Below are 26,707 nucleotides of genomic sequence, written 5' to 3'. Positions count from 1 at the left end.
AAATGATAAAAAACGTTGACAGGGTAGTCTCAATAATCAGTTTACTTGTCGGTCTCTCCAGCGTCGCCATCAGCATATATCTGACATCTCCAGAGAGTAACGCAAATATCGTTTCACTCTCTGGATGGATCGCGTCTGCGGTTATTACCCTAGCCCTAAGCATCACAGCATTTAGAGCTCTAGAAAAATTTGAGGACGATTTAATTCTTGCCAAAGACGAGGCAATAAAATTCAAAAACGAATCCATGAAATATCAGAACGACCTAATCTCCCAATAAAACGATCTCGTTTCTTATAGAAATATTTCAAACTCTCTTTCCTCAATGATAAATCCAGAGCCTCTAAAAGACACAATCAGAAATAAACTTGCAGCTCACTTAGAGAGCCAAGCGGAACGGAGGGACGAGCGATGAACATCAACTTCAAAGATTTTAAATATTACCCGATAATTCGTACACGGCAAGCTGAGCTCAGCGGTTATTCGCATCTTGACGAAAAATCTAAAGACAGCCTTACTCCGGTGATAATTTTAGGGAAATGGCGTAACTCTGACGGATGTGAAAAAGCCATTGCAAAAATCACTGAATGTGTAGGTCAGCGAAACTATATTCTAGACCTTACTAGAGAAATCCAGCATCAAAACCAAGCCGTAAGAGACCTCATGAATCCTGAGGATAATTTTAAAAGCTGGATTAGTTTTGTTGAAAAAAATGAGAACATTATTCCTACTGTACAATTCACACCAGGAGCAAAGGGCCGTGAAATTGTCAGGCAGGCACTTAATTTAGAGCGTCTACAACGCCCTCCTGTATTCCGAATTAAAGACTTTAAAACAGATTTAGAACACACTCTAAACTCCTTGTATGCTCTGGAGCAACCCGAAAAATCTCTAATAATTATAGATGCCGGATTCATTAGAGACATATCAACAAAAAACATCAAACCTGGGGTACTGGAAAGCATATTAAAAACAATAAACACAATAGTTGAAGAAGTACCAGAAGTCCCACGAGTACTAGCTGGCACTAGTTTCCCAAGATCAGTAACACCTTTCTTAAATGAAAAAAGCGAAACATCAGGGAAAATAGATATTTTAGAAAATCTATTATTCGAAGAAATTGGCTCAGATATAGTAATTTATGGGGATCATGCATCCATACATTCAGTGGTTTACGATGACCTTGGGGGAGTATTTCTGCCTCGATTAGATATACCTAGCGACGGATTTTGGTTTTTCGAGCGCCGCCCTCGGACCAAAGGTGAAGGTTTCATAGATGCAGCGGCAGTGCTATTAAGAGAACACCCTGAAATTGCCGAAAGCGAAAGCTGGGGCGCACAGATGTTAAAGAATACAGTTAGCCGAGTCGGCGATACAATAAATGCACCGGTGACGGCAATTTCCGTCCGAGTAAATCTACATATAAACTATCAACTGGAACGCCTTAAGGTTGGCGTTCCAGAAAATGAAGACGATTGGATCTTCTAGTATTAGGAAGGAACCAATACAAAACGGGGGATATTTTCAGGAATGTCCCCTTTTGGGAAAAACCTAGATAGGTTTATTTCTCGCCGCTCAACATTCGCACCCAACGCTCTTGGGCATTTAAATAGTTCCTCCATCTCTTTTCGCCGAACCTTTGAACGGCTAAGGTTATCCATTTCATTAGGAGAGACGACGCCATCAGAGCATGTAGCGAAAAACAGAGAACTCGTTTTTTCATACCTGAGCTTTATTGCCCTAAGCATAAAATCTCTAATTATTGAAATCGGTATATCTAAAGCTAACGCAGTCAAATTCTCACGAGAAAGCCTTGAAAGATACGTATATTTCTTGTGAGCTCTTACTAAATCTATTAATTCAGACTTCAAAAGAAAATCACACAAGAAACCAACATCTCGTACCCGGTCAAGTCTTCCTGGACGTATTACTTGAAGCCGGACCTTACCATTGAGATCTAATGACGCCTTCCAAACACCTATTTTTTCATTACTTTGCAATGCATGCTCAACAAACTTTTCAGACACAACCAAAATTAGCTTGTCGAACCTTGATGAGTAGTCCGAAACCTGCCCCTCTAATCTACGAAGCGTATCTAAGTCACTTTTGATCTCGAAAGCATGGAGATTTCCATTAACCACCGCCAAATCAGCACGTCGAGCTCCATGAGAAAAAACCATCTCATTTATAAGTACCGCGCCATCACTATTAACCTTGGTCTGAATTTTCGCGATGACTGCAGCTTTAATCATCTGCTCATTCAACATATATAAACCATAATAAAGTTATAAAAACACACGATCAGCATTCACGTACCAAAATAACACAGCCCGGCCATTCGGTAACGACAGAAAATCTGGCCGCCTTGAGAGCGCAATTGACTCCCAAACCTCAGCAGACATCCATAAATTTGAGCATATAGCCGACTGATTTTCATCTTCAACATCCTGACATTTCCTGCGCCAGCCCCAGAAAAGCCGCCGGCAGGCGAGCACTTTTCCGTTCTTTGAGGCAGTACAGATACTCCGGAATCTGCGGCGCGTTCTCGATGGTCAGCACGCGCAATTGCGGGTCATGGGGCACTTCCTGGCGGGCAATGATGCTGATGCCGATGTTGCGCAGCACCGCTTCACGAATCGACTCGCGGCTGCCGATTTCCAGCAGCGGTCCGAAGCTCACACCTGCGCTCTGCAACAGTTCTTCGGTCAAACGTCGCGTGGTAGAGCCCGCTTCACGCATCAACAGCGTGTGCCCGGCCAACGCGTTGAGCGGCACATGGTCGAGCTTGGCCAACGGATGGTTGCGGTGCACCGCCAGCACCAACGGGTCGGTGCCCAGAACACGGCGAATCAGGCGTGGGTCTTCCAGCAGTTGCGAGGAGGCGGCAACGTCGACGCGGTAATCGTCCAAGGCTTCTAGCACTTGTTGGGAGTTGCCGATTTCCACCGACACTTCCACCTGCGGCAGGCGTTCGCGAAAGGCTTTGACCAGGTCGAGGATGTAGTACGGCGCCGTCGCGGCAATCCTCAGTGCGCCTTGGACCTGGCCGTTGTTGCGCAGGAAAAACTCGATATCCGCTTCCTGCTGCAACAGCGCCTTGACCATCGGCAGCAGCCGCGCGCCCTCGTCGCTGACGGTGAGGCGACGCCCGCCACGGTAGAACAATTCAATGCCGTATTGGCTTTCCAGATTGCGGATCTGGGTGGTGACCGTGGGTTGGCTCAGGCCGAGTTTTTTCGCCGCCTGGGTAATGCTGCCCAGGCGGGCGACCATATAAAACGCCTTCAACTCGGCACTCAGCACACCACCCTCTCATCGTCTATTTGCGCAACAGGCGCAGGCCATTGAACACCACCAGCAAGCTCACGCCCATGTCGGCGAACACCGCCATCCACATCGTGGCCATGCCCAGGAAGGTGACCGCGAGGAAGATCGCCTTGATCACCAGCGCCAGGGCGATGTTCTGCTTGAGGATACTCGACGTTTGCCGCGACAGACGAATGAAAGCCGGAATCTTGCGCAGGTCATCGTCCATCAAGGCCACATCAGCAGTCTCGATAGCCGTGTCGGTACCCGCTGCAGCCATGGCAAAGCCGATCTCGGCGCGGGCCAGGGCCGGGGCGTCGTTGATGCCGTCGCCGACCATGCCCACGCGGTGGCCTTGGCCGTAGAGGGTTTCGATGGCTTGCAGCTTGTCGGTCGGCAACAGGTCGCCCTGGGCCTGGTCGATGCCAACCTGCGCGGCAATCGCCTGGGCGGTGTGGGTGTTGTCACCGGTAAGCATCAAAGTCTTGATGCCCAGTTCGTGCAACTGCTGGATGGCTTCGCGGCTGCTGTCCTTGACCGTGTCGGCCACGGCGAACAGCGCCAGTGGGCCGGACTTGTCGAGCAGCAGCACCACGGACTTACCTTGTTTCTCCAGGGCGAAGAGTTTTTCTTCCAGCACCGGCGAGCACAGGCCCAGGTCTTCCACCAGGCGGTGGTTGCCCAAATGGTAGGTTTCGCCGTTGATCTCGCCGCGCACGCCGCGACCGGCCAGGGCGGCAAAGTTATCCACAACGTGGGTAGGCAGATTTTTATCCACAGCCGCATTGGCGATCGCCAGCGACACCGGGTGATCGGAACGCCCAGCCAGGCTGGCGGCCAATGCCGGTGCGCTGTCTTCGACGTTGGGGAATAGCGCCAGGTAATCGGTTTGCACCGGTTTACCGTGGGTAATGGTGCCGGTCTTGTCGAGAGCCAGGTAATCGAGCTTGTAACCGCCCTCCAGGTACACGCCGCCCTTGATCAGGATGCCTTTGCGCGCTGCCGCCGCGAGGCCGCTGACGATAGTCACCGGGGTGGAAATCACCAGTGCACACGGGCAGGCGACCACCAGCAGCACCAGGGCGCGGTAGATCCAGTCGAACCAGGCGCCGGCCATGAACAACGGCGGAATCACCGCCACGCCCAGGGCAAACAGGAACACCGCCGGGGTGTAGATTTTCGAGAAGCTGTCGACGAAGCGCTGGGTCGGTGCCCGTGCGCCCTGGGCCTGCTCCACCGCGTGAATGATGCGCGCCAGGGTGGAGTTGTTGGCGGCGGCAGTGACTTTATATTCCAGGGAGCCAGCCTGGTTGATGGTGCCGGCGAAGACTTTGTCGCCCACGGTCTTTTCAATCGGCAGGCTTTCACCAGTGATCGGCGCCTGGTCGATGGTGGATTGGCCAGCGGTGACTTCGCCGTCCAGGCCGATGCGCTCGCCAGGCTTTACCCGCACGATGGCGCCAAGATCGATACTCTTGACCTCTTGCTCAGCCCACGAACCATCAGCCTGTTGCACGGTGGCCTGCTCGGGCGTCATCTGCATCAAGCCGCTGATGGCATTGCGCGCACGGTCCAGGGATTTGGCTTCGATCAACTCGGCCACGGTGAACAGGAACATCACCATCGCCGCTTCCGGCCACTGGCCGATCAGGATCGCACCGGTTACCGCGATGCTCATCAGGGCATTGATGTTCAGGTTGAGGTTTTTCAGGGCAATCCAGCCCTTCTTATAGGTGGTGAGCCCGCCACTGAGGATCGACACCAGCGCGACGATGGCAATCACCCAGGTCGGCGCGGCGCTGGTGAAGTGCAGCACTTCGGCGCCCAACGCGCCGATGCCGGACAACGCCAGCGGCCACCAGTGTTTCTTGGCGGGCGGTTCGGCGGCGGGTGTGCCTTCTTCGATGGGATCGGCCTGCATGCCCAGGGACTTGATGGCGTCGATGATCGGCGCCGTCGTCGGCAGGTCGTGGGTGACACCGAGGATGCGGTTGATCAGGTTGAATTCCAGTTGCTGCACACCCGCAAGCTTGCCTAGTTTGTTCTGGATCAGCGTCTGCTCGGTGGGGCAGTCCATGGCTTCGATGCGAAAGGTGCTCAGCCGCGAGCCGGCGGTGGGCGCTTCGCTCAATTGCACCAACGCCGGGGCTGGGGTGCCGGAACAGCAGGAGCCGCCGTGGCCATGGTCATGCACGGGCGTGAGTTTTTTCGGGCCATGATCGTGATCATGCTCGTGTTTATGCGGGGTGTGGATGGAATCGCTCATTCTGTCGCGTCCGTAAAGGTGCCTGTTGCCAAGTAAAGACCCTGTAGCCACTATAGGGTCAAGCACCCATTTGGAGATTGTTGCGATGAAGATCGGCGAACTGGCCAAACTGACCGACTGTCCGGTGGAAACCATCCGTTACTACGAGAAGGAAGGCCTGCTGCCGCCGCCGGCGCGCACCGATGCCAACTACCGCGTATACACCCAGGCACACACCGAGCGGTTGGTGTTTATCCGCAATTGCCGCAGCCTGGACATGACCCTGGAAGAAATCCGCAGCCTGCTGGGGCTACGGGACAGCCCCCAGGACCAGTGCGAAAGCGTGAATGCGCTGATCGACGAGCATATCCACCACGTGAAAGCGCGGATCGATGGGCTGTTGGCGTTGCAGGAGCAATTGCTGGACCTGCGCCAGCGCTGTGGTGGCGGGGATCACTGTGGGATTTTGCAGCAACTGGAGGTCAGCGGAGGTGTTGCCGCCAGCGAGGCCGAGCCCTCACATGTGGGCAGAAGCCACGGCCATTAACTCAAGGCAACACGGTTCCAATGTGGGAGGGGGCTTGCCCCGATGGGGAGTTTCAGCCACCCAATACTTGGCTGATCCACCGCTATCGGGGGCAAGCCCCCTCCCACATAAGCCCACACTTTAACACCAGGACAGTCGTTAGATGGCGACGTCAGCCTTGATGCTTGGGTCGGCGTCGTAGCCCACGATCTCGAAGTCTTCGAACTTATAGTCGTAGATCGACGCAGGTTTGCGCTTGATCACCAGTTCCGGCAGCTTCTTCGGCGTGCGCGCCAGCTGGGTGCGGATCTGGTCCATGTGGTTGCTGTAGGCGTGGGTGTCGCCGGTGGTGACGATGATCTCATGGGGGATCAGGTCGCACTGCTGGGCCAGCATATGGGTGAGCAAGGCCAGCGCGGCGGTGTTGTACGGCAGGCCGAGGAAGACGTCGGAGCTGCGGATATACAGCTGCATCGACAGGTGACCGTCATGCACGAACGCCTGGTACAGCAGGTGGCACGGTGGCAGGGCTTGTTTGCCGTTGCGGGCGTTTTCCTGGGGGCTCTTGGTTTCGTCCGGCAGGTACTCGACGTTCCAGCCGTGGAACAGGATGCGGCGGCTGTTGGGGTTGGTCTTGAGGGTGTGGACCATGTAGTCGATCTGGTTGATCGTGCCGCCGTCCTTGGTTGGCCAGGCGGTCCACTGTTCGCCGTACACCGGGCCCAGATCGCCGTCTTCGGTGGCCCATTCGTCCCAGATGCGCACGCCGTTTTCGTTCAGCCACTTGATGTTGGTGTTGCCGCTCAACATCCAGATCAGTTCATTGGCAATGCTTTTGAAGTGAAGCTTCTTGGTGGTCAGCAGCGGGAAGCCGTCGGCCAGGTTATGCCGATACTGACGGGCAAACACGGCTTTGGTGCCGGTACCGGTGCGATCGCCCTTGGTCAATCCATTGGTCACGACGTCGTTCAGTAGCTCGAGATATTGCTTCATGTTGGTACCCGTATCGTTGAAGCCCAGGCCAGATAAAGATCTGGGCATTCGAATTTAAAGCGCGGTGTTCTTCAGAGGTTGCGGGCGGTTGTACGCCCACCACAGCAGGCCCAGGCCACCGATGATCATCGGCAGGCTGAGGATCTGGCCCATGGTCACCCAACCGAACGCCAGGTAGCCCAGTTGCGCATCCGGCACACGCACGAACTCGACGATAAAGCGGAAGATCCCATAGAACAGCGCGAACATGCCGGAAACCGCCATGGTCGGGCGCGGTTTGCGCGAAAAGATGTACAGGATAAGGAACAGCGCCACGCCTTCCAACGCAAACTGGTAGAGCTGCGACGGGTGGCGCGGCAGTTGCGCCGGATCGCTGAACGGCGGGAACACCATGGCCCACGGCACGTCGGTCGGCTTGCCCCACAACTCGGCGTTGATGAAGTTGCCGATACGCCCGGCGCCCAGGCCGATCGGCACCATCGGCGCGACGAAGTCCATCAGTTGGAAGAACGACTTGCCGTTGCGGCGACCGAACCACCAGGCAGCGATCATCACACCGATAAAGCCGCCGTGGAACGCCATGCCGCCTTTCCATACTTCGAAGATCAATGTCGGGTTGGCGATGTACGCGGACAGATCATAGAACAGCACGTAGCCGAGTCGCCCGCCGACAATCACCCCCATCGACAGCCAGAAGACCATGTCGGAGAGTTTCTCCTTGGTCCAGGTCGGGTCGAACCGGTTCAGGCGTCGGGAGGCCAGAAACCAGGCACCGCCGATGCCGATCAGGTACATCAACCCGTACCAGTGGATTTTCAGCGGACCGATGGCCAGGGCCACCGGGTCGATCTGCGGGTAAGGCAGCATTGCGACTCCTCGTTAAATCATTCGTTAAGCGTGCGGACCATGCCGGGCCGCGATTAAGCCTGCATTACTCAAGTTTTTTCAAAGCAAAAAGTTCAAACCGACACAGAACAGCAACCCGGCGAACAACCGCTTGAGCAACCGCGGCGACAAGCGATGCGCCAGGCGTGCGCCGAAACGGGCGAACACCATGCTGGTCAGGGCAATGCCCAACAGCGCTGGCAAATACACGAACCCTAGACTATGAGCGGGCAACAGCGGGTCATGCCAGCCCAGAATCATGAAACTTAATGCACTGGCCACCGCAATCGGCAAGCCACAGGCCGATGAAGTGGCCACCGCCTGCTGCATCGGCACGCTGCGCCAGGTCAGGAATGGCACGGTCAGCGAACCGCCGCCAATTCCGAAAATCGCCGAGGCCCAGCCGATAAACGTCCCCGCCACGGTCAGGCCAACCTTGCCCGGCACCGTACGGCTGGCCTTGGGCTTGACCTCCAGGGCCAGTTGCACGGCCACCAGCAAGGCAAACACGCCAATGATCTTTTGCAGGTGCGGGCCGGAAATCGCCTCGGCAGTCAGCGCGCCAAAGCCGGCGCCAATCAGGATGCCCACGGTCATCCACACAAAGATCGGCCAACGCACCGCGCCCCGCCGGTGGTGTTCACGCACGGCATTCACCGAGGTAAAGATGATCGTCGCCAGGGAAGTACCCACCGCCAGGTGGGTCAGCACCTGCGGGTCAAACCCCTGCAAGGTGAAGCTGAACACCAGCACCGGCACGATGATGATCCCGCCGCCCACGCCGAACAGCCCGGCGAGCACGCCCGCACAGGCGCCGAGCAGCAAATACAGCAGAAATTCCATGGGAGCCCCCGAACCAAGTCCGGCATGTTAACGGATGGAAGGCGTGCGACCCAACTGGATACGATGGAACGCCTCTGCTTGAGTGGGTAGAGTGGTTGAAAACACAAAAGGGATCGCCTGATGTGCCTGATTGTTTTTGCCTGGCGGCCGGGCCACGCCCAGCCGCTGATCGTCGCGGCCAACCGCGATGAGTTCTACGCCCGCCCCAGCCTGCCGCTGGCCCAGTGGCCGGATGCGCCACAGGTGTACGCCGGCCGTGACCAGGAAGCCGGTGGCACTTGGCTGGGAGTGAACGCCGACGGGCGCTTCGCTGCCCTGACCAATATCCGTGATCCTCATCAACCGCCGGCCCGTAAGTCACGGGGGGAATTAGTGGCGCGGTTTCTCAACGGTTCGCTGCCGATTGACGAATATTTAGCCGATGTTAACGGCCGTTCGATTGAATATGCCGGATTCAATCTGCTGGTGGGAACGCGGGATGAGCTGTGGCATTACAACGCCAACCATACCGAGCCCACGCGCCTGAAGGCCGGGGTGTATGGGCTATCCAACGCGGGGCTGGATACGCCGTGGCCCAAGTTGCTCAAGGCCAGGGCGGCGTTGAGCGCGCTGTTGGATGATCCGCAGCCGGAGGCACTGTTGGGGATTTTGAGTGATCCGCAGACAGCGCCGTTTGCCGATCTGCCAGATACAGGGGTGGGGTTGGCGACGGAAAGTTTATTGTCGAGCGTGTTTATCGCCAGCCCAAGTTATGGGACCAGGGCGAGTACGGCGTTGATCGTGAATGCGGATGGGTCGCGGCGGATGGTGGAGCGCAGTTTTGGGCCGCATGGTGGGCGGCTTGGCGAGGTTGAACTCAATATCTAGCCACACCACAAAACCAAATGTGGGAGAGGGCTTGCCCCCGATAGCGGTGTGTCAGCAACACATTTGCTGCTGACACTCCCTCATCGGGGGCAAGCCCCCTCCCACATTTTGATTTGTGTCAGGCCTTACAAGGTTTTGGCCGAGGCCGGGTTGATCATCCGCGTCAGTCCCAGGTTTTTCAAGGCTAACTGCAACGAGCTGTGGATAACCTGCGGGTTGTCGATAGTCATCAACTTCGCCAGCAGCTCCTTGGCCATGCTCAGCTCCACCTGGCGCAGCATCCACTTCACCTTAGGCAAGTTGGTGGCGTTCATCGACAGGCTGTCAAAGCCCATCGCCATCAACAGCACCGCCGCCGCCGGGTCACCAGCCATTTCGCCGCAGATGCTCACCGGCTTGCCTTCGGCATGGGCGTCGCGCACCACATGTTGCAGGGCTTGCAGCACCGCCGGGTGCAGGTAGTCGTAGAGGTCGGCCACCCGTGGGTTGTTACGGTCCACAGCCAGCAGGTATTGAGTCAGGTCGTTGGACCCCACTGACAGGAAGTCCACCTGCCGCGCCAGTTCCTTGGCCTGGTACACCGCCGCCGGGATCTCGATCATCACGCCAATCGGCGGCATCGGTACGTCGGCGCCTTCATCGCGTACTTCGCCCCAGGCGCGGTGGATCAGGTGCAGCGCCTCTTCCAGCTCATGGGTGCCGGAGATCATCGGCAGCAGGATGCGCAGGTTGTTCAGGCCTTCGCTGGCCTTGAGCATGGCGCGGGTCTGAACCAGGAAGATTTCCGGGTGGTCGAGGGTGACGCGAATGCCGCGCCAGCCGAGGAACGGGTTGTCCTCTTTGATCGGGAAATACGACAGTGACTTGTCGCCGCCGATGTCCAGGCTGCGCATGGTCACCGGCAACGGGTGGAAGGCCTGCAGTTGCTCGCGATAAATCGCCAGTTGCTCCTTCTCGCTCGGGAAACGCTGGTTGATCATGAACGGCACTTTGGTGCGGTACAGCCCCACCCCTTCGGCGCCACGCTGTTGCGCACGGGCCACGTCGGCGAGCAGGCCGGTATTCACCAGCAGCGGCACACGGTGACCATCGGTGGTCACGCATGGCAACTCGCGCAATGAATCGAGGCCCAGCGCCAGTTGCTTCTCTTCCTCGACCACTTCGGCGTATTGCTTGCGCAGCACTTCGCTGGGGTTGGTGAAGACTTCGCCGCGATGGCCATCGACAATCATGTCGATACCATCCACCTTGGAATACGGCAGGTCCACCAGGCCCATCACCGTCGGGATGCCCATGGCCCGGGCCAGGATCGCGACGTGGGAGTTACCCGAGCCGAGTACCGACACCAGGCCGACCAGTTTGCCTTCCGGCACTTCGCCAAGCATCGTCGCGGTCAGCTCTTCGCTGATCAGGATGGTGTTGTCGGGGTAGACCAGGTTGGTGGTGCGATCTTCCTGCAGGTACGCCAGCAGACGGCGACCGAGGTCACGCACATCCGAGGCCCGTTCGCGCAGGTAGGCGTCGTCCATCAGTTCGAAACGGTTGACGTGATCGGTGACCACCTGGCGCAGCGCGCCCTGGGCCCACTGGCCGGTCTTGATCACGGTCTTGACTTCATTACCCAGCGACGCGTCGTCGAGCATCATCTGGTACACGTCGAACAGCGCGCGCTCTTCGGGGCGCAGTTGGGTGGCCAGCTTGGTCGACAGGTTGCGCATGTCGGCGCGCACGCCTTCCAGGGCGGTCTTGAACAGTTTGATTTCAGCGTCGATGTCGGTGACGGTCTTGTCCGGCACCACGTCCAGATCCGCCGGCGGCAGCATGACCACCGCCGTACCGACCGCAGCGCCTGGCGAACCGGGTACACCAACGAACTTGGCTTCCTGGATACCCTTGCCTTCGCGCCCCAGGCCGCGAATCGAGCCAGTGGCCTCGGCGTGGGCGATAACCCCGGCGAGCTGCGCGCTCATGGTCACGAGGAAGGCTTCTTCACCTTCGTCGAACTGACGGCGCTCTTTCTGCTGGATGACCAACACGCCGACGACGCGGCGGTGGTGAATGATCGGTGCCCCAAGGAACGAGGCGTAACGCTCTTCACCGGTTTCGGCAAAGTAGCGATAACGCGGGTGATCGGCCGCGTTTTCAAGGTTCAGGGGTTCTTCACGCGTCCCCACCAGGCCCACCAGACCTTCATTGGGCGCCATGCTGACCTTGCCGATGGAGCGCTTGTTCAAGCCCTCCGTGGCCATCAGCACAAAACGGTTGGTCTCGGGGTCCAGCAGGTAAACCGAGCAGACCTGGCTGCCCATGGCTTCCTTGACGCGCAACACAATAATCCCCAACGCCGCCTTGAGATCCTTGGCGGAGTTAACTTCCTGGACGATCTTGCGCAGCGTATTGAGCATGGCTCGGGGTCGAACTCCGTCGTCAGTCGCGCGCTAAAAGGCGCGGGGCAAGCTCTTTGAGCGCGCGACGATAAACCTCGCGCTTGAATGTCACCACCTGGCCCAACGGATACCAATAGCTGACCCAGCGCCAGCCATCGAACTCCGGTTTACCGGTCAAATCCATCCGCACCCGCTGCTCATTGGAGATCAGGCGCAGGAGAAACCATTTCTGCTTCTGGCCGATACACAGCGGTTGGCTGTGGGTACGCACCAGGCGTTGCGGCAAACGATAGCGCAACCAGCCACGGGTACAGGCCAGAATCTGTACATCTTCGCGCTCAAGGCCGACTTCTTCGTTCAACTCGCGGTACAAGGCGTCTTCAGGGGTCTCGTCGGGGTTGATTCCACCTTGAGGAAACTGCCAGGCATCTTGGTTGATTCGGCGAGCCCATAGCACCTGTCCGGCATCATTCGTAAGAATAATCCCGACATTAGGACGGAAACCATCGGGGTCGATCACGGCAACAACCTCGCAAACGCATGTCGCCGCATTGTTCCACAAAGGTTGATGAAGCGGCAACGAGGCTTCGTACCTTATGTGCACTCTTGTGAAAAGACCGTATTCTGGACGCCTTTTTACAGACTTTTCAGCGAGTAACTGCAATGCGCCTGGCTTTATTCGACTTGGACAACACCCTTCTCGGCGGTGACAGCGATCACGCCTGGGGCGATTACCTCTGTGAACGCGGGATTCTCGACCCGGTGGCCTACAAGGCCCGCAACGACGAGTTCTACCAGGATTACCTGGCCGGCAAGCTGGACAACGCCGCCTACCTGAACTTCTGCCTGGAGATCCTCGGCCGCACCGAGATCACCCAGTTGAACGAGTGGCACAACGACTATATGCGCGACTGCATCGAGCCGATCATGCTGCCGCTGGCCATTGAGCTGCTGGCCAAACACCGCGCCGCCGGTGACAAGTTGGTCATCATCACCGCCACCAACCGTTTCGTCACCGCGCCGATTGCCGCACGCCTGGGCGTTGAAACCTTGATCGCCACCGAGTGCGAGATGGAAAACGGCCGCTACACCGGGCGCAGCACCGATGTGCCGTGCTTCCGTGAAGGAAAGGTGACCCGCTTGAACCGCTGGCTGGAAGAAACCGGGTACAGCCTGCAAGACAGCTATTTCTATAGCGACTCGATGAACGACTTGCCGCTGCTGGAGCAAGTGACTCACCCGGTGGCGGTGGATCCGGACCCGAATCTGCGGGCCGAGGCCGAGAAACGCGGCTGGCCGGTGATCACGCTGCGCAGCTGATGAAGCTATCGGGGGCAAGCCCCCTCCCACACTTGATCGGGTTCACACGGTCAAAATGTGGGAGGGGGCTTGCCCCCGATGCAGACGACTCGGTCCAAAGCCTTAAACCGGCTTGGCGCCCATCAGACCGGCAATCGCCACAAACCCCGCCAGACTGACCACCGCCAGCACCAGCGTGAAGTTCAGGCTACCACCCTCGCCTTTGCGCAGGCGATTGAGCCGCGCCACCAGCCAGAACCAGGCCAGCGCCGCCACGGTATAGAGGATGCTGGAACCCAGGATCCAGGTCTGGCCCAGCGGCCAGCCAACCAGGTGCACCAGCCACCAGCCGGTAAACGGCATGCTGACCACGCACACGCCCATCAGCAACCAGACGAACGCCCACGGGCGCTGCACGGTCACCGCCGGGCCGGCGCTGCGTTTGCGCCAGGCCAGCAGCGCCAGGCCAAGGCCACTGAGCAGCAACACCACGGTGGCTGCCATGTGGATAACTTTCAGGGTGGTCAGGGTTTCCATGTGTCGTTTTCCTTGAAGGCCGCCCCTTCAGCGTAGTCGCTCAACCGAGGAACAGTTTGTAGGCCGGGTTATCGCTTTCATCCCAGTACGGGTAGCCGATGGCTTCCAGGGCGGCCGGTACCAGGTGACGTTCATCCGCCGGCACTTGCAGGCCGGCGACTACACGGCCGTCTGCTGCGCCGTGGTTGCGATAGTGGAACATCGAGATGTTCCAGCGCCCGCCCAATTTGTTAAGAAAGTTGAACAACGCCCCCGGACGCTCCGGAAACTCGAAGCGCAACACCACTTCATCGCTGACCTTGGCCGCGTGCCCGCCCACCATGTGACGAATGTGCAACTTGGCCAGTTCGTTCTCGGTCAGGTCCAGCACCGGGAACCCCTGGCGGGTCAGACTGGCGATCAGGGCACTGCGCGGATCGTTTTCCGGATGGGTCTGTACGCCGACAAAGATGTGCGCCTCGCTGCCGGAGTGGTAGCGGTAGTTGAATTCGGTGATCTGGCGTTTACCCACGGCCTCGCAGAACGCCTTGAAGCTGCCGGGCTTCTCGGGGATGGTCACGGCGATGATGGCTTCGCGGCCTTCACCCAGCTCGGCGCGTTCGGCCACGTGGCGCAGGCGGTCGAAGTTGACGTTGGCGCCGGAGTCGATGGCGACCAGGGTCTGTCCGGTGACACCACGGGTCTCGACGTACTTCTTGATCCCGGCCACGCCCAAAGCCCCTGCCGGCTCGGTGATGGAACGGGTATCGTCGTAGATGTCCTTGATCGCCGCACAGATCTCGTCGGTGTTCACAGTGATCACTTCATCCACATAGTCCTTGCAGATGTCGAAGGTGTGCTGGCCGATCTGCGCCACCGCCACGCCATCGGCAAAGATGCCCACGGTCGGCAGCACAACGCGCTCGCCAGCAGCCATGGCGGCTTGCAGGCAGTTGGAGTCGTCCGGCTCGACGCCGATGATCTTGATCTCGGGGCGCAGGTATTTCACGTACGCCGCAATACCGGCGATCAGCCCGCCGCCGCCCACCGGTACGAAAATCGCGTCCAGCGGCCCTGGATGCTGGCGCAGGATCTCCATCGCCACGGTGCCCTGCCCGGCAATGGTGTGCGGATCATCGTAGGGGTGGATATACACGTAGCCTTTTTCGTCGACCAGTTTGAGCGAGTAGGCAAGGGCTTCCGGGAACGAATCGCCATGCAGCACCACTTTGCCGCCACGGGAGCGCACGCCTTCGACCTTGATTTCAGGCGTGGTCTTGGGCATCACGATGGTGGCCTTGACCCCCAGCACCTTCGCCGCCAGGGCCAGGCCCTGGGCATGGTTGCCGGCCGACGCGGTGACCACGCCGCGCGCTCGTTCTTCGGCGCTCAGTTGAGTCAGCTTGTTATAGGCGCCGCGAATCTTGAACGAGAACACCGGCTGCAAGTCTTCACGCTTGAGCCAGACCTGGTTGCCCAGCCGCTCGGAGAGCTGACGGGCGGTCTGCAACGGGGTTTCTACGGCAACGTCGTAAACGCGCGAGGTGAGGATCTTTTTGACGTACTGTTCAAGCATCGGCGGATATCACTGGGCGGGTTGGGCAGGGCCAAGGAGTCTAACCCAGCGTTTGGGCGGGCGACCACACGAATCCAGAGGTTTTGTTGGGTTATACTCGCGCCCCTCGATAACTCCCCGCCCGTTCCGGAGCCCGCATGACCCAGGATCAACTCAAACAGGCAGTGGCCCAGGCCGCCGTCGATTTAATCCTTCCTAAACTCGACGACAAGAGCATCGTCGGTGTCGGCACCGGCTCCACCGCCAACTGCTTTATCGATGCACTGGCCCAGCACAAGGGCGCATTCGATGGCGCCGTGGCCAGCTCCGAAGCCACCGCCGCACGCCTCAAGGGCCACGGCATTCCGGTGTACGAGCTCAACACCGTGAGCGACCTGGAGTTCTACATCGACGGAGCCGATGAAAGCGACGAACACCTGAACCTGATCAAGGGCGGCGGCGCAGCCCTGACCCGCGAGAAGATCGTCGCGGCTGTGGCCAAGACCTTCATCTGCATCGCCGACGCCAGCAAGCTGGTGCCGGTGCTCGGTGCCTTCCCGTTACCAGTGGAAGTGATCCCGATGGCCCGCAGTCACGTGGCCCGCGAGCTGGTGAAGCTGGGCGGCGACCCGGTGTACCGTGAAGGTGTGCTGACCGACAACGGCAACATTATCCTCGATGTGTTCAACATGCAGATCACCAATCCGGTGGAGCTTGAAACGCAGATCAACGCGATTGTCGGCGTGGTCACCAACGGCCTGTTCGCGGCGCGTCCGGCCGATGTGCTGCTGCTGGGCACCGCCGAAGGCGTCAAAACCCTCAAGGCTTCTTGAAGACGTAGAACAGGTTCGGCTCGCTGACGAGGTACAGCGCGCCCTCGTCATCCATGGCGATGCCTTCGGCCTGCGGCACTCGCTTCGTCAGGCCATGGCGTCCGTTGAGCAGTGACAGACTGCTCAACGGGCGACCGTCGATATCCAGTTCCAGCACCAGAAACGACTCATCCGACAGCGCCAGCAGATGGCCGCTGCGCTCATCGTATTGCAGGCTCGACAGGTCACGCACAAACAACCCGGCATCGCGCTTGGGGTTATTGATCACGTGTACCGAGTAGGTTTTTTCCGGTTTGAAATGCGGGAAGCCATGCACCTCATAGATCAGCATCGGGTCGCGCTCCTTGGCCACGAACAGGCGCTTGCCCACCGAGTCGTAGGCCAGGCCTTCAAAGCCCTTGTTGCCACCGACATGCAAACCCAGGGTCATCTGCTCTGCATCGGCGGCGTCGAGGAATTGGGTGTCATCGTCCACATGCACCTTGATCAGCCGCTGCTGGCGCTCATCGCTGATGACATAGATGTTGTCGCTGATGAACTCCACGGCTTCGGCATCGCCGAACCCGATCAAGGGGATGCGCCGCAGGATCTTGCCCTCCAGGGACAATTCGATCAGCTCGGCGTTTTTATTGGTGACGGTGAACAGGCTTTTGCGCACCGGGTCGTAGGTCAGGGCCGAGACATCGTCGTCGAGCCCCTCAATGGCCTGGGCCTCCAGCGTGACGCGGTAGTCCGCCAGCCCGATGGAGCGTTCGTCCGCTGGCTGGCGCCATACCTGCCAATTGAACCAGGCACGTTCGAACAGGCGAAAATGCTGCGCAACGGCCCCGGCGCTGACCAGGGCGATCAGCGCAAGCATGATGAACAGGGGTTTGGGGCGGGCTAGTCGTTGCATCGGGCGGGCTCAAATTCAAAAGTGGCGAATGAATATCACGCCCATCTGAATTTAAACTTAAACACGCCCGGATGTCTGGCAGATGCCGCTCACAGAGACATATCTGACGTAATCGGTGTGCTATTTCTGCTTTTCGAACCGATAGAACAGGTTTGGCTCACTGACGATGTACAGCGTGCCCTCCTCGTCCATGGTCACCCCTTCGGCACGGGGAATGGTGTGCTTGAGGCCATTGAAACCGCCGAGCAGGGTCATGAAGCTGACTTGCTGGCCCTTCTCGTCCAGCTCCAGCAACAGATGGGAGTCGGCCGACAGCACCAGCAAATGCCCGGTACGCGGGTCGACGGACAGGGCCGAGAGGTTGCGCATGTCCAGTTCTTTGCTCGCCAGCGTTTGTTTATCGCCCGCCAGGGTCGGGCCGCCGTCGCTTTTCCAGGTAAACAGCGCGGGCGGGCGCTCTTCGCCAAGGATCAACTGCTGGTTACGCTTGTCCCAGGTGATGGCTTCGAAGGCCTTGTTCTGGTCCTTGGACGGGCCGAGGTCATAGCTGGTGAAGTCGGCCTTGTTCAGTTGGGTGGTGCTCGCATCGACCTTGACGATGGTCAGGGTGTGCTGGCGCTCGTCGACCACTGCCAACAGGCCATTCTCCATCACGGTCACGCCTTCCGGGTTGTCCCAGCCGTTGAGCGGCATCTTGCGCAATACATCGCCTTGCAGGCTCAACTCGGCCAGGAACGGGTTTTTGCCCATCACGGAAAACAGGGTTTTGGTCTGTGGGTTGTAGGCAACGTCTGACGCTTCGTCCTTCTCCATCCCCGGCAAGAGCTTGCCATCGATGACCGCATGGTAGTCCGGCAGCCATACGCTCTGCTGGCGTTCAGCCGGCGTCTCAAAGCGCTCCAGCACCCACAACACACCGCGATCATCCCAGTGCAGGGCCCAGGCCACGCCATACAGGATCACCCCTGTCAGCAACAGCCAGGAATACCAGCGCATGGCAAAGCGGGAACGCGGCTTGGGTGAAGCGGAGGGCAGGGACACGGCCATTGGGCGCTTTTTCCGGAAAGTCAGCGTTAGGTGATAGCACAGGAACAACGGGCCTGCGCGAACGAGGCTGAGGATTATCCGGATGGCGTGTGAAAAAAATGCAAAAGCCTGGGATGTGGGAGGGGGCTTGCCCCCGATTGCTGAGTGTCAGGCAACAGATGTTTGACTGATACACCGCCATCGGGGGCAAGCCCCCTCCCACAATTTTGACCACGTTTTGTCAGTGCTTAACGAACAACGCTTTCAAAACGATGCTGGCCCGCCAGTTCCAGCACCAACTCATCCCCCACATTCAGCGGGCCTACACCGGCCGGGGTGCCGGTGAGGATCACGTCGCCCGCCTGCAGCGAGAAGCAGCCGGCCATGTGCTGGATCATCGGGATGATCGGGTTGAGCATCTGCGCGCTGTTGCCGTCCTGGCGCACCTCGCCATTGATGGTCAGGCGGATGCCGATGTCGGTCACGTCCGCAAAGGTACTGCCCACCACGAACGGCGCAATCACCGCCGCGCCGTCGAAGGACTTGGCGATTTCCCACGGCAGGCCCTTGGCTTTCAACTCGGCCTGCTTGTCGCGCAGGGTCAGGTCCAGGGCCGGGGCGAAGCCGGAGATGGCATCCAGCACTTCTTCACGGCTGGGCTTGTTCGACAATGGCTTGCCGATCAACACCGCGATCTCCGCTTCGTAATGCACCGAACCGCGCTCGGTGGGGATAGTGAAACTGTCGCCCAACGGCACCACACAGCTGCCCGGCTTGATGAACAGCAACGGTTCGGTCGGTACCGGGTTGTCCAGTTCCTTGGCATGTTCGGCGTAGTTACGCCCGATACACACCACTTTCCCCACCGGAAAGTGGATGTTGGTGCCGTCGACATACTTGTGCTGGTAGCTCATGGAACGACTCCTTCAGGGCGATTAAACAGCGAAGATCTTGCCAGGGTTCATGATCCCGTTCGGGTCGAACACCGCTTTGACAGCCTTCATGTATTCGATTTCAACCGGCGAGCGACTGTAGGTCAGGTAATCGCGCTTGGTCATGCCAACGCCGTGTTCGGCGGAGATCGAGCCGTTGTATTTCTCGACGGTTTCGAACACCCACTTGTTTACGGTGGCGCACTTGGCAAAGAACTCGTCCTTGCTCAGGTTTTCCGGCTTGAGGATGTTCAGGTGCAGGTTGCCGTCGCCGATGTGGCCGAACCAGACGATTTCGAAGTCCGGATAGTGCTCGCCGACGATCGCGTCAATTTCCTTCAAGAACGCCGGTACTTTGGAGACAGTCACCGAAATATCGTTCTTGTATGGGGTCCAGTGGGAAATGGTCTCGGAGATGTACTCGCGCAGTTTCCACAGGTTGTGCAGCTGGGTTTCACTCTGGCTCATCACACCGTCCAGCACCCAGCCTTGTTCCACGCAGTGCTCGAAGGTTTCCAGTGCGTGGTTGGCGACTTCTTCGGTGGTGGCTTCGAATTCCAGCAGCGCATAGAACGGGCACTCGGTTTCGAACGGCGCCGGCACGTCGCCACGGCCCATGACCTTGGCCAGGGCCTTGTCGGAGAAGAACTCGAAGGCGGTCAGGTCCAGCTTGCTCTGGAACGCGTGCAATACCGGCATGATCGAATCAAAGTCAGTAGTGCCGAGCACCATGGCGGTGAGGTTTTTCGGCGCACGATCCAGGCGCATGGTGGCTTCGACCACAAAGCCCAGGGTGCCTTCGGCGCCGATGAACAGTTGGCGCATGTCGTAGCCGGTAGCGTTCTTGATCAGGTCGCGGTTCAGCTCCAGTACATCGCCCTTGCCGGTGACGACCTTCATGCCGGCCACCCAGTTGCGGGTCATGCCGTAGCGAATGACCTTGATTCCGCCGGCATTGGTGCCGATGTTGCCGCCAATCTGGCTGGAACCCGACGACGCGAAGTCCACCGGGTAGTACAGGCCTTTTTCTTCGGCAACGTTCTGCAATTGCTTGGTGACCACGCCCGGCTGGCACACGGCGGTGCGGTCGGTGAGGTTCACGTCGAGGATCTGGTTCATGTAGTCGAACGACACCACCACTTCGCCATTGGCCGCCACGGCAGCGGCCGACAGGCCAGTACGCCCACCGGATGGCACCAGCGCCACCTTGTGGGTATTGGCCCAACGCACGATGGCCTGGACCTGCTCAGTGGTCTTGGGGAAGACGATGGCGGTCGGGGCGGGTGCGAAGTGCTTGGTCCAATCCTTGCCGTAAGCCTCCAGGGAGTCTGCATCGGTCAGCACTTTGCCGGGCTCAACCAGGGTCTTTAGCTCATCAATCAGGGCAGGATGGGTCATCGACAGAACTCTCGAACAATTCATGGTCATCCTGAGAACGCTTCACGTCGCAGGAATGAGTGTTTAGCGGGGCGCGTATGCTAGCATACCGCCCCCGCAGGACAGAGCCCAAGGGCGTTTCTGCGGTGACGGCTTTCCTGCCGTCCGGGTCAGCTTAAGCGATCCGATTCCCTGCCATTTTTCTCCGGGATACAGGTTTACGCAGATGAGCAAGACTTCTCTCGATAAGAGCAAGATCAAGTTCCTTCTTCTGGAAGGCGTCCACCCATCGGCCGTCGAAGTACTGAAGGCCGCCGGGTACTCCAGCATTGAGTACATCACCAGTTCTCTGCCGGAAGCCCAGCTCAAGGAAAAGATCGCCGACGCGCACTTTATCGGCATTCGCTCCCGCACTCAGCTGACCGAAGAAATCTTCGATCACGCCAAGAAACTCGTGGCGGTCGGCTGTTTCTGCATCGGCACCAACCAGGTCGACCTCTCTGCTGCGCGCGAGCGCGGCATCGCGGTGTTCAACGCACCGTACTCCAACACCCGTTCCGTGGCGGAGCTGGTGCTGGCCGAGGCCATCCTGTTGTTGCGCGGCATTCCCGAGAAGAACGCTTCCTGCCACCGTGGCGGCTGGATCAAGAGCGCGGCCAACTCCTTCGAGATCCGCGGCAAGAAGCTGGGCATCGTCGGTTACGGCTCGATCGGCACTCAGTTGTCGGTCCTGGCTGAAGGCCTCGGTATGCAGGTGTTCTTCTACGACACCCTGACCAAGCTGCCATTGGGCAACGCCACCCAAGTGGCCAGCCTGACCGAGCTGCTGGGCATGTCCGACATCGTGACCCTGCACGTTCCGGAAACCGCCGAGACCCAGTGGATGATCGGCGACAAAGAAATCCGCGCCATCAAGAAGGGCGGCATCCTGATCAACGCCGCACGCGGCACCGTGGTCGAGCTGGACGCCCTGGCCGATGCGATCAAGGACAAGCACCTGATCGGCGCCGCCATCGACGTGTTCCCGGTTGAGCCTCGCTCCAACGACGACATCTTCGAAAGCCCGCTGCGTGGCCTGGACAACGTGATCCTGACCCCGCACATCGGCGGTTCCACCGCTGAAGCCCAAGCCAACATTGGCCTGGAAGTGGCCGAGAAGCTGGTCAAGTACAGCGACAACGGTACCTCGGTATCGTCCGTGAACTTCCCGGAAGTGGCCCTGCCGGCTCACCCTGGCAAACACCGTCTGCTGCACATCCACCAGAACATCCCTGGCGTGATGATGGAGATCAACAAGGTCTTCGCGGAAAACGGCATCAACATCTCCGGTCAGTTCCTGCAGACCAATGAGAAGGTCGGCTACGTGGTGATCGACGTCGACGCCGAGTACTCGGACCTGGCGCAAGAGAAGCTGCAGCACATCAACGGCACTATCCGTAGCCGCGTGTTGTTCTAAGGTTTCGACCGCACCACGAAAAAGGGAGCCCCTCGGGGCTCCCTTTTTTGCATCTGAACAAATCTTACTTGACGTTAACCGTGATCACTTTCGAGGCTACAGTGGGCTCGAACTGGCGGTGCACGTTATCGCCCGCCACCAGTTGCAAGGTGTGCTTGCCTGGGGCCAGTGTCAGTTCGGTTTCGGTTTGCGCCTTGCCGAAATGGATAGAGGTGGCGGTGGCCGGGATCGCCTCGTCTGCTTTGAGCGACGTCACGTCCTGGTCGACCAGCAGGTGATGGTGACCGGCACCGGGCACCTGCTTGTCGATCGGTTCCAGGTCCAGCCCCTTCACGCCAAACTTGACGGTGAAGGTCTTGTCGACGGTGGCGCCATCTTTGGGCGAGACGATAAACACCTCGGCGCCCTTGGGTGCGGGGGTGCGGGGAACATCAGCAGCGTTTGCCAACATCGAAGCACCCAGCATCAGGGAGGCCAGGGTGGCACGGGACAAAAGGGCTTTCATTCGCTTCTCCAGTTTTTCTGTGAAATCTGTAGGGTTAAGACAACTTCGCGACAAATTGCTGTCCAAGGCACTCAACACCATAGCAAAGCGATGCTGACCGGCGCCTCGCACATAAAAATTCTCTAGGAGTGACCATGCGCTTTTCGCCTGGCCTGTTACTGCTGCTTCCCCTTGTGAGCCCCCTGGCTCACGCCGAGCTGGTCGATGATGTGTTCGATCGTGGCGAACTGCGCATCGCCCTTGAAGCCAATACACCTCCGTTCAACTTCAAGGAAGGCGACAAACTCACCGGTTTCGAAGTGGAACTGGGTGAACTGCTGGCAAAGGAAATGGATGTGCGCTCCTCGTTCATCACCACCGATGACGTCGACTTGCTGCCCGGCGTGGCAACCGGCAAGTACGACGTGGCCATCAACCATATCGCTAAGACTGCCGACCTTGAGGATCAGTTCGATTTCAGCGAGGTTTATCGCGAGAAGCCTGATTTGGTGATCCCGTTCCAGAAGGGTAACCCGGCGTTCAAGACGAGCCTGGATGGCGCGCTGAAGCGGGTGAAGGAGGATGGCCGGTTAAAGGCGCTGTCGCAGAAGTGGTTTGAAGGAGAAACCCCAACTACAGCCGCGCCAGTGCCCGCGCAGCCTCAGGCAGCTCCAGCTCACTGAACACCTGCACGCCGTGGCGCTTGAGCAGTGCCGCGGTTACGCCCTCGCCACTCACTTTCACGCCGGTAAAAGTACCGTCATAGGTGAGCAGGTTGCCACAGGACGGGCTATTGGCCTTGAGCACGGCGATGCGGATAGCGTGGCGTTGAACCAGAGCCAGTGCCTGGCGGGCACCATCAAGGAACGCTGCGCTGAAATCTTCGCCCTCGGCCGTCAGCACCTGGGCACGCCCCTCCCACACATCCACACCCTGCCCGCCGGGAATCTCGGCGGGCGGACGCGGTGTCGGCAAACCACCCGACACTTCCGGGCAGATCGCAACCAAACGCCCCTCGGCCTGCCACGCGGCCAACTGGTCGAACGGCCCGCTGGCGCCACCGTCGTAACGCACCTTGTGCCCGAGCAGGCAGCGGCTGATCAGAATCTTTTGCATGCTCAGAACGGCTCGTTGCCCCGCCGGCGAAACCAGCCGGTGAGGGACAGGCGTTCGCGTGTGGCGGGCATCACTTCGTGGGGCACCTCGCCCGACAGGAACACCACCAGGCTACCGCCGGTGGGCACCACGTCGTATTCGACGCCGTTTTTGAGGTACATGCGCAACTGGCCGCCATGTTCGGGCAGCCAAGCATCGTTCAAGTAGATCACCGCCGAGACCATGCGCCGGTCATCGTCGCGGAAACGGTCCAGGTGCTTGAGGTAAAACGCCCCCGGCGGGTACATCGCGAAATGGCTTTCGAAGTCTTCCAGGCCCAGGAACAGGCCACGGTTCATGGCCAGGCGCAGGCTGTCCATCACCGCCATATAGGTGTCGCAAACCGCCGCATCGCCCTCTTCAAGCCACTGGATGTGGTCACCGCGAATGCCTTCACGGATCTCCTGGCTCGGGCCGCGCCCTACCGCTGCCGGGGCCAGCTCACCTTCGGCCTTGCGTTTACGGCACTCAGCCGCCAGTTCCAGGGTCAGAGCCTGGGGCAGGAAGCCGTCCTGTCGGGACCAGCCCTTTTCGGCCAGGTCGTCGACAATACGTTGCAGCAAGGGGTGATCGAAGGGCATTTGCATGGCGCGCATAGTATCCATACGCCTCTGAATCCGACAGAGCCGCCGAGCGTCTGAATACACTTTAGTCAGGTGACTGATAGGACTTCTCGACAAATCCTACGCCCGACACGGACAATAGTGGCCGACTGACAGGAGTCCCTATGCGTCGTTTGTTTTTTTCCTTGCTGATGTTCTGCGTTTTGCCCGCCTGGGCAGACGGCCATGACCAGTTGTACAAGGTCGCCGGCTGGGCCGAACAACGTGCGCATTTCAATGACGCCCTCAGTGCCGCCCAGCAACGCTATCGCAATAGCCTGCCGCCGGCGGTGTACCAGGCGCTGGTGGATAACAGCAATAAACGCTTTGCCGCCCAGGCCATGGACCAGCGTGCCGAAGCGCAATTGCGCAAGCACCTGGCGGACCCTGCGCCTGCCTTGGCGTTTTTCCAATCGCCCCTGGGCCGCAAGATTGTCGCCGCCGAATTGCTCGCCACCCGCCGTGACCAACTGGCGAAAAACGCCCAGGGTTTGCCGAAAATCGAAGCCGGCGCCACACGCAGCCTGATCATCGGCCATCTGGCCCAGGCCCTGCCGGCCCGTGAAGCCGGCGCGGAAGTCAGCCTGGCGATTGCCGGCGTGGCGGCCGACAGCCTGAGCCAGATGATCCCCGGCCTGCTGGGCGGCGGCCAGGCCCAAGGCATGTTGAACGGTCAACGTGAACGGTTGATGCAGCAGATCGACAAGGATCTGAACAACACGCTGCTGTACGTCTATCGGGATCTGTCCGACCCGGAGTTGGAAGAATTCGCGACGTTTGCGGAGTCGCCGGAAGGTAAGGCGTATTACCAGGCAGCCCTTGCCGCTATTCGCGCGGGCCTGGCGGTCGGCCAAAGCACCTCAAGCCTTGCGCAGTAAAAAATGTGGGAGGGGCAAGCACCCTCCCACATTTGGATCGTCTTAGTTCAGGTGCTGGGTGAGATACCTGAAGTACTGCTCGCGAATCTCCGGAATCTCATTGGCCAAGTGATGCCTGCCACGCGGCAGCATCAACACCTCCGGCTGGTCGAACTTGCTCCGCAACACCTGCAGGTTGTGCTGCCAGTCCACCGTCATGTCTTCTTCACCCTGCACGATCACCGGCCGCCGAGGGCTGCGCGGTGCGGCTTCGATGTGTTTGATCCAGCGCGCCAAGGCGCCCACCCAGGCGGTCGGCAACTGGCGCGGCTGCAGCGGGTCGGCTTCAAGGAACGGTTTGAACGCGGGGTCGTTGGTGTTTTCGCTGAACCGCCGCGCAATGCCTTTGACGAAGGGGCGCAGCAGGTAATAGCTGACCTGCGACCAGCCCCACGCACGCGGCCGCACCAGGGGGGACAGCAGGAAGGTCTTGCCCTGGGCGGGGCTGTCGGCGCCGTGGTTGAGCAGGTGGTCCACCACCACCGCGCCGCCGGTGCTTTGCCCGAACAGGTGCCAGGGTTGTGGTAATTGCAGGGCTTCGGCCTGGCTAAACAGGGCCTGCACCACGTGCTGGTACACCGCAAAATCGTCGATGCTGGCACGCGCGCCGCTGGACAGCCCATGCCCGGGCAGATCGCAGGCGATCAACACGAAGCCCTGGTCCAGCGCCCACTTCACCACATGACGGTACAGCCCCATGTGGTCGTAGAAGCCGTGGAACATGAACATCGTGGCCACCGGTGTGGGCGGCCACCACACTTGCGCGACCACCTCGAATCCATCCACCTCGAAGCGCCCCAGGCGACTCACCGCCTGGTCCAGCCCATAGAAACGCTGGTAGACCCGTGCCTCGGCTGAAAGCGGTTGCGCATCCACCAGGGGCTGCAAGCTTTCGCGCAGATGATCGGGGTCAAAGGTGACAGGCATAAAGGCTTCCAGACTGGCGGCGAAGATGAATATCGAGCTGCGATATTCATCTGTCAGGACAAGCATGGCAAGCTACGCGACCTCCGAGGATACATCTGAATGCGACAGCCCTACCGCACCGCTCTATTCGCCAGCCTGATCCTGGTTATCTGCGCCGGCGTGCTGTGGGCGGCGTATGACTGGTTCCAGGGCCGCTACCTGCGCGCCTTCAGCGAACACACGGCGGTGTTTTCCGGTGATCCATTGAAGCTGCCCGCCGACCTCGCCGGCCCCGGCCCGATCCGCCTGGTGCACTTCTGGGACCCAGCCTGCCCGTGCAACGTCGGCAACCAGCAGCACCTGGGCGAGTTGATCGAGCAGTACGCGCCCCAAGGCGTCGAGTTCTACGCCCTGCAAAAGCCCGGCAGCCACGGCCAACTGCCCGACAACCTGCGCACGATGAAAACCCTCACCGCCCTGCCCGGCGCCGACCAGGTGCCGGCCAGCCCGGCCGTGGGGATCTGGGATCGCACAGGCAAGCTCGCGTATTTCGGGCCCTACAGCGAGGGCCTTACGTGCAATTCCAGCAACAGCTTTATTGAGCCGATCCTGAAGGCCCTTGAAGCGGGGCGCGAGATAAATGCTACTCACACCCTGGCGGTGGGCTGCTATTGTTCGTGGCCAAAAGGCTCGTAACCCGCCTC

The 26,707-nt window shown here is 59.2% G+C and carries 27 protein-coding genes; 9 read left to right on the top strand and 18 right to left on the bottom strand.

Going from position 1 to position 26,707, the window contains the following annotated elements:
• Window positions 1–409 precede the first annotated feature (409 nt).
• Window positions 410–1,486, top strand: coding sequence for a beta family protein (locus tag BMX59_RS06155; RefSeq protein WP_092241877.1), 1,077 nt, complete (start codon window positions 410–412; stop codon window positions 1,484–1,486).
• Window positions 1,487–1,488: 2 nt separating this feature from the next.
• Here BMX59_RS06155 and BMX59_RS30050 read toward each other — a convergent pair whose 3' ends face one another.
• The 3 genes from BMX59_RS30050 to BMX59_RS06145 form a co-directional block, all read right to left on the bottom strand.
• On the bottom strand, window positions 1,489–2,265 hold the full coding sequence (locus tag BMX59_RS30050) for a sce7726 family protein (RefSeq protein WP_139212850.1): 777 nt from the start codon (window positions 2,263–2,265) through the stop codon (window positions 1,489–1,491).
• 172 nt (window positions 2,266–2,437) lie between these two features.
• The gene (locus BMX59_RS06150; protein WP_092241872.1) at window positions 2,438–3,301 is read right to left on the bottom strand and encodes a LysR family transcriptional regulator; all 864 of its coding nucleotides are present in this window, start codon (window positions 3,299–3,301) and stop codon (window positions 2,438–2,440) included.
• A gap of 16 nt (window positions 3,302–3,317) precedes the next feature.
• Entirely contained in the window at window positions 3,318–5,570 is a 2,253-nt protein-coding gene (locus BMX59_RS06145) for a heavy metal translocating P-type ATPase (RefSeq protein ID WP_093120565.1), read from the bottom strand.
• 85 nt (window positions 5,571–5,655) lie between these two features.
• Between BMX59_RS06145 and cadR the strand changes: the two genes are divergently transcribed.
• Window positions 5,656–6,096 (top strand): Cd(II)/Pb(II)-responsive transcriptional regulator, encoded by a 441-nt coding sequence (gene cadR, locus BMX59_RS06140; protein ID WP_092241870.1) that lies wholly within the window; start codon window positions 5,656–5,658, stop codon window positions 6,094–6,096.
• A 138-nt stretch (window positions 6,097–6,234) separates the two neighbouring features.
• Here the strand turns inward: cadR and BMX59_RS06135 are convergent, their stop codons facing one another.
• The 3 genes from BMX59_RS06135 to BMX59_RS06125 form a co-directional block, all read right to left on the bottom strand.
• Entirely contained in the window at window positions 6,235–7,068 is an 834-nt protein-coding gene (locus BMX59_RS06135) for a thymidylate synthase (protein WP_092241868.1), read from the bottom strand.
• 54 nt (window positions 7,069–7,122) lie between these two features.
• The gene (gene lgt / locus BMX59_RS06130; RefSeq protein ID WP_071490408.1) at window positions 7,123–7,935 is read right to left on the bottom strand and encodes a prolipoprotein diacylglyceryl transferase; all 813 of its coding nucleotides are present in this window, start codon (window positions 7,933–7,935) and stop codon (window positions 7,123–7,125) included.
• A 78-nt stretch (window positions 7,936–8,013) separates the two neighbouring features.
• Window positions 8,014–8,796: a sulfite exporter TauE/SafE family protein gene (locus tag BMX59_RS06125; protein ID WP_071490409.1), complete on the bottom strand. Its 783-nt coding sequence runs from the start codon at window positions 8,794–8,796 to the stop codon at window positions 8,014–8,016.
• 120 nt (window positions 8,797–8,916) lie between these two features.
• Between BMX59_RS06125 and BMX59_RS06120 the strand changes: the two genes are divergently transcribed.
• Window positions 8,917–9,663, top strand: a complete 747-nt coding sequence (locus tag BMX59_RS06120) for an NRDE family protein (RefSeq protein WP_092241863.1) — start codon at window positions 8,917–8,919, stop codon at window positions 9,661–9,663.
• Window positions 9,664–9,788: 125 nt separating this feature from the next.
• On the opposite strand, the gene ptsP is transcribed toward BMX59_RS06120, so the two are convergent.
• Window positions 9,789–12,068, bottom strand: coding sequence for a phosphoenolpyruvate--protein phosphotransferase (ptsP, locus tag BMX59_RS06115; protein WP_093120561.1), 2,280 nt, complete (start codon window positions 12,066–12,068; stop codon window positions 9,789–9,791).
• Between the two features lie 22 nt (window positions 12,069–12,090).
• Complete coding sequence (locus BMX59_RS06110) at window positions 12,091–12,570, bottom strand: RNA pyrophosphohydrolase (protein WP_003176750.1); 480 nt, start codon at window positions 12,568–12,570, stop codon at window positions 12,091–12,093.
• Window positions 12,571–12,713: 143 nt separating this feature from the next.
• Between BMX59_RS06110 and BMX59_RS06105 the strand changes: the two genes are divergently transcribed.
• The gene (locus BMX59_RS06105) at window positions 12,714–13,370 is read left to right on the top strand and encodes a histidinol-phosphatase (protein WP_092241857.1); all 657 of its coding nucleotides are present in this window, start codon (window positions 12,714–12,716) and stop codon (window positions 13,368–13,370) included.
• 102 nt (window positions 13,371–13,472) lie between these two features.
• Here the strand turns inward: BMX59_RS06105 and BMX59_RS06100 are convergent, their stop codons facing one another.
• Window positions 13,473–13,886 carry a DUF2269 family protein gene (locus BMX59_RS06100; protein WP_093120559.1) on the bottom strand — a complete coding sequence of 138 codons (414 nt, stop codon included), beginning with the start codon at window positions 13,884–13,886 and terminating at the stop codon, window positions 13,473–13,475.
• 40 nt (window positions 13,887–13,926) lie between these two features.
• Window positions 13,927–15,441, bottom strand: a complete 1,515-nt coding sequence (gene ilvA / locus BMX59_RS06095) for a threonine ammonia-lyase, biosynthetic (protein ID WP_092241852.1) — start codon at window positions 15,439–15,441, stop codon at window positions 13,927–13,929.
• Between the two features lie 137 nt (window positions 15,442–15,578).
• Here ilvA and rpiA point away from each other — a divergent pair, with 137 nt between their 5' ends.
• Window positions 15,579–16,253 (top strand): ribose-5-phosphate isomerase RpiA, encoded by a 675-nt coding sequence (rpiA, locus tag BMX59_RS06090; protein ID WP_016979019.1) that lies wholly within the window; start codon window positions 15,579–15,581, stop codon window positions 16,251–16,253.
• Here rpiA and BMX59_RS06085 read toward each other — a convergent pair.
• The 4 genes from BMX59_RS06085 to BMX59_RS06070 form a co-directional block, all read right to left on the bottom strand.
• Entirely contained in the window at window positions 16,240–17,148 is a 909-nt protein-coding gene (locus BMX59_RS06085) for an SdiA-regulated domain-containing protein (protein ID WP_092241850.1), read from the bottom strand. The two genes, rpiA and BMX59_RS06085, sit on opposite strands and share 14 nt — an antisense overlap.
• Before the next feature lie 120 nt (window positions 17,149–17,268).
• The gene (locus BMX59_RS06080) at window positions 17,269–18,195 is read right to left on the bottom strand and encodes an SdiA-regulated domain-containing protein (protein ID WP_093120554.1); all 927 of its coding nucleotides are present in this window, start codon (window positions 18,193–18,195) and stop codon (window positions 17,269–17,271) included.
• Between the two features lie 227 nt (window positions 18,196–18,422).
• Window positions 18,423–19,088 (bottom strand): fumarylacetoacetate hydrolase family protein, encoded by a 666-nt coding sequence (locus BMX59_RS06075; protein ID WP_071490417.1) that lies wholly within the window; start codon window positions 19,086–19,088, stop codon window positions 18,423–18,425.
• A gap of 21 nt (window positions 19,089–19,109) precedes the next feature.
• Window positions 19,110–20,504 (bottom strand): FAD-binding oxidoreductase, encoded by a 1,395-nt coding sequence (locus BMX59_RS06070; protein WP_016979015.1) that lies wholly within the window; start codon window positions 20,502–20,504, stop codon window positions 19,110–19,112.
• Window positions 20,505–20,709: 205 nt separating this feature from the next.
• On the opposite strand from BMX59_RS06070, the gene serA reads away from it, so the two are divergent.
• Window positions 20,710–21,939 (top strand): phosphoglycerate dehydrogenase, encoded by a 1,230-nt coding sequence (serA, locus tag BMX59_RS06060; protein ID WP_093120551.1) that lies wholly within the window; start codon window positions 20,710–20,712, stop codon window positions 21,937–21,939.
• Between the two features lie 64 nt (window positions 21,940–22,003).
• On the opposite strand, the gene BMX59_RS06055 is transcribed toward serA, so the two are convergent.
• On the bottom strand, window positions 22,004–22,444 hold the full coding sequence (locus BMX59_RS06055; protein WP_058426501.1) for a DUF4399 domain-containing protein: 441 nt from the start codon (window positions 22,442–22,444) through the stop codon (window positions 22,004–22,006).
• Between the two features lie 134 nt (window positions 22,445–22,578).
• Here BMX59_RS06055 and BMX59_RS06050 point away from each other — a divergent pair, with 134 nt between their 5' ends.
• A complete protein-coding gene (locus tag BMX59_RS06050) occupies window positions 22,579–23,106 on the top strand; it encodes a transporter substrate-binding domain-containing protein (protein WP_093120548.1) in 528 nt (175 codons plus the stop codon).
• Here BMX59_RS06050 and BMX59_RS06045 read toward each other — a convergent pair.
• A complete protein-coding gene (locus tag BMX59_RS06045) occupies window positions 23,057–23,539 on the bottom strand; it encodes a 2-thiouracil desulfurase family protein (RefSeq protein ID WP_093120544.1) in 483 nt (160 codons plus the stop codon). The genes BMX59_RS06050 and BMX59_RS06045 overlap by 50 nt on opposite strands.
• 2 nt (window positions 23,540–23,541) lie before the next feature.
• Window positions 23,542–24,174, bottom strand: a complete 633-nt coding sequence (locus BMX59_RS06040; RefSeq protein ID WP_071490421.1) for a 2OG-Fe(II) oxygenase — start codon at window positions 24,172–24,174, stop codon at window positions 23,542–23,544.
• Window positions 24,175–24,305: 131 nt separating this feature from the next.
• On the opposite strand from BMX59_RS06040, the gene BMX59_RS06035 reads away from it, so the two are divergent.
• Window positions 24,306–25,058, top strand: a complete 753-nt coding sequence (locus BMX59_RS06035; RefSeq protein ID WP_071490422.1) for a DUF2059 domain-containing protein — start codon at window positions 24,306–24,308, stop codon at window positions 25,056–25,058.
• A 42-nt stretch (window positions 25,059–25,100) separates the two neighbouring features.
• On the opposite strand, the gene BMX59_RS06030 is transcribed toward BMX59_RS06035, so the two are convergent.
• Window positions 25,101–26,024 carry a phospholipase BipL gene (locus BMX59_RS06030; protein WP_071490482.1) on the bottom strand — a complete coding sequence of 308 codons (924 nt, stop codon included), beginning with the start codon at window positions 26,022–26,024 and terminating at the stop codon, window positions 25,101–25,103.
• Window positions 26,025–26,123: 99 nt separating this feature from the next.
• On the opposite strand from BMX59_RS06030, the gene BMX59_RS06025 reads away from it, so the two are divergent.
• The gene (locus BMX59_RS06025; protein ID WP_093120541.1) at window positions 26,124–26,699 is read left to right on the top strand and encodes a DUF6436 domain-containing protein; all 576 of its coding nucleotides are present in this window, start codon (window positions 26,124–26,126) and stop codon (window positions 26,697–26,699) included.
• Window positions 26,700–26,707 lie beyond the last annotated feature (8 nt).

Origin of the sequence: Pseudomonas sp. NFR09, assembly GCF_900111535.1 — a bacterium.
In the GTDB taxonomy this organism is placed as follows: Bacteria; Pseudomonadota; Gammaproteobacteria; order Pseudomonadales; family Pseudomonadaceae; genus Aquipseudomonas; species Aquipseudomonas extremorientalis.
The sequence above is the reverse complement of the archived record's forward strand: the minus strand, read 5'-3'. Positions and strand labels throughout refer to the sequence as shown.

Bases quoted from the DNA above. Each gene is read 5' to 3' on its own strand.
- BMX59_RS06145 (WP_093120565.1), bottom strand. From the start codon at position 5,570: ATGAGCGATTCCATCCACACCCCGCATAAACACGAGCATGATCACGAT.
- BMX59_RS06035 (WP_071490422.1), top strand. From the start codon at position 24,306: ATGCGTCGTTTGTTTTTTTCCTTGCTGATGTTCTGCGTTTTGCCCGCC.
- BMX59_RS06055 (WP_058426501.1), bottom strand. From the start codon at position 22,444: ATGAAAGCCCTTTTGTCCCGTGCCACCCTGGCCTCCCTGATGCTGGGT.
- ilvA (WP_092241852.1), bottom strand. From the start codon at position 15,441: ATGCTTGAACAGTACGTCAAAAAGATCCTCACCTCGCGCGTTTACGAC.
- BMX59_RS06120 (WP_092241863.1), top strand. From the start codon at position 8,917: ATGTGCCTGATTGTTTTTGCCTGGCGGCCGGGCCACGCCCAGCCGCTG.
- BMX59_RS06025 (WP_093120541.1), top strand. From the start codon at position 26,124: ATGCGACAGCCCTACCGCACCGCTCTATTCGCCAGCCTGATCCTGGTT.
- BMX59_RS06045 (WP_093120544.1), bottom strand. From the start codon at position 23,539: ATGCAAAAGATTCTGATCAGCCGCTGCCTGCTCGGGCACAAGGTGCGT.
- BMX59_RS06080 (WP_093120554.1), bottom strand. From the start codon at position 18,195: ATGGCCGTGTCCCTGCCCTCCGCTTCACCCAAGCCGCGTTCCCGCTTT.
- BMX59_RS06075 (WP_071490417.1), bottom strand. From the start codon at position 19,088: ATGAGCTACCAGCACAAGTATGTCGACGGCACCAACATCCACTTTCCG.
- BMX59_RS30050 (WP_139212850.1), bottom strand. From the start codon at position 2,265: ATGTTGAATGAGCAGATGATTAAAGCTGCAGTCATCGCGAAAATTCAG.
- BMX59_RS06030 (WP_071490482.1), bottom strand. From the start codon at position 26,024: ATGCCTGTCACCTTTGACCCCGATCATCTGCGCGAAAGCTTGCAGCCC.
- serA (WP_093120551.1), top strand. From the start codon at position 20,710: ATGAGCAAGACTTCTCTCGATAAGAGCAAGATCAAGTTCCTTCTTCTG.
- BMX59_RS06135 (WP_092241868.1), bottom strand. From the start codon at position 7,068: ATGAAGCAATATCTCGAGCTACTGAACGACGTCGTGACCAATGGATTG.
- rpiA (WP_016979019.1), top strand. From the start codon at position 15,579: ATGACCCAGGATCAACTCAAACAGGCAGTGGCCCAGGCCGCCGTCGAT.
- ptsP (WP_093120561.1), bottom strand. From the start codon at position 12,068: ATGCTCAATACGCTGCGCAAGATCGTCCAGGAAGTTAACTCCGCCAAG.
- lgt (WP_071490408.1), bottom strand. From the start codon at position 7,935: ATGCTGCCTTACCCGCAGATCGACCCGGTGGCCCTGGCCATCGGTCCG.
- BMX59_RS06085 (WP_092241850.1), bottom strand. From the start codon at position 17,148: ATGCAACGACTAGCCCGCCCCAAACCCCTGTTCATCATGCTTGCGCTG.
- BMX59_RS06040 (WP_071490421.1), bottom strand. From the start codon at position 24,174: ATGCGCGCCATGCAAATGCCCTTCGATCACCCCTTGCTGCAACGTATT.
- BMX59_RS06100 (WP_093120559.1), bottom strand. From the start codon at position 13,886: ATGGAAACCCTGACCACCCTGAAAGTTATCCACATGGCAGCCACCGTG.
- BMX59_RS06125 (WP_071490409.1), bottom strand. From the start codon at position 8,796: ATGGAATTTCTGCTGTATTTGCTGCTCGGCGCCTGTGCGGGCGTGCTC.
- BMX59_RS06070 (WP_016979015.1), bottom strand. From the start codon at position 20,504: ATGACCCATCCTGCCCTGATTGATGAGCTAAAGACCCTGGTTGAGCCC.
- BMX59_RS06105 (WP_092241857.1), top strand. From the start codon at position 12,714: ATGCGCCTGGCTTTATTCGACTTGGACAACACCCTTCTCGGCGGTGAC.
- cadR (WP_092241870.1), top strand. From the start codon at position 5,656: ATGAAGATCGGCGAACTGGCCAAACTGACCGACTGTCCGGTGGAAACC.
- BMX59_RS06050 (WP_093120548.1), top strand. From the start codon at position 22,579: ATGCGCTTTTCGCCTGGCCTGTTACTGCTGCTTCCCCTTGTGAGCCCC.
- BMX59_RS06155 (WP_092241877.1), top strand. From the start codon at position 410: ATGAACATCAACTTCAAAGATTTTAAATATTACCCGATAATTCGTACA.